Source organism: Acidovorax delafieldii 2AN, assembly GCF_000175235.1.
GTDB classification, from domain to species: domain Bacteria; phylum Pseudomonadota; class Gammaproteobacteria; order Burkholderiales; family Burkholderiaceae_C; genus Acidovorax; species Acidovorax delafieldii_B.
This window is the reverse complement of record NZ_ACQT01000554.1, coordinates 1-1,009: the sequence shown is the minus strand read 5'-3', so window position 1 is coordinate 1,009 and position 1,009 is coordinate 1. Positions and strand designations below refer to the sequence as shown.

The 1,009-nt window shown below is 68.9% G+C and carries 1 protein-coding gene; it reads right to left on the bottom strand.

Annotated elements, in window-relative coordinates:
• Positions 1 to 830: TolC family protein (locus ACDELDRAFT_RS22980; RefSeq protein WP_005801636.1), on the bottom strand; the 830-nt coding region annotated here is incomplete at its 3' end.
• Positions 831 to 1,009 lie beyond the last annotated feature (179 nt).

Here is a 1,009-nt window from a genome sequence, read left to right as displayed (position 1 = left end):
TATCGCCCACGCAAGTTGTCGAGCGCGAGCGGCGCCTGCCCCGTGAGCACCGCCAGGCTGTGGCGCGACTGGGCCAGGCTGGATTCAAGCGCCGGGATCTGCGCGGCGGTCTGCTCGGCTGCGGCGCGGGCCTGCTCGGCCACCAGCGAGGTGGTCAGCCCGGCCTGCAGGCGCCACTGGGTGATCTGCAAGGTCTCCTGCTGGCTGGCCAGGTTGCTGCGCGCAATGGCCAGCCGCTGCTGCAAGCCGCGCAATTCGACATAGGTCACGGCGGTTTCCGCCGCCAGCGAGACCTGCACGTCGGCCAGGCCGGCTTCGGCCGCCCTTGCGTCGGCCTCGCTGGCATTCAAGCCACTGCGCAGCCGGCCGAACACATCGGGCTCCCAGCTCGCATCAAACCCGGCCTGGAAACTGTTGCCGGTACTGTTCGACGTCCGGCTGCGCTGTGCCGAGGCGGAGGAGCCCACGCTGGGCAGCAGGCCCGCGGCCTGCACATCCGCCTGCGCGCGCGCCTGCTGCAATGCGGCCTGCGCGCTGCGCACGCTGGTATTGGCCTGCAGGGCCAGCGCCACCAGTTGCGTGAGCTGCGGATCATTGAACCGCTGCCACCACTGGGCCAGCGGCGTGGCGACCGTGCCTTCTGGCGCGGGCGTGGACCAAGCCAGCGGCACGGGTGTCGGAGGAAGGCCGCCATCGGGCACCACAGGGCTGGCACAACCGGCCAGCGCGGCCAGGGCCGAGGTCACGATCCACAGGCCGACACATGCGCCGGGACGCGAGGGAGGACGCTGCGCAGGCAGGCCTGCAGGTTCGGCAGAAAGGTCATTCATGGAAGAAAGGCTGCAGCTATGGCAAACCCCATTGTGCTGCGGCGCACGTGTCGTGCAGGAAACAGAAAAGTGAAGCCCGGGTAAAGCTGCACCCACCGGCGGCAACGCCCCAGCGGCGCAAGGGGCCGCTGTCATTTTCAGAAGACGACTGCACCAATCAACGAGACATGAAGCCTGCT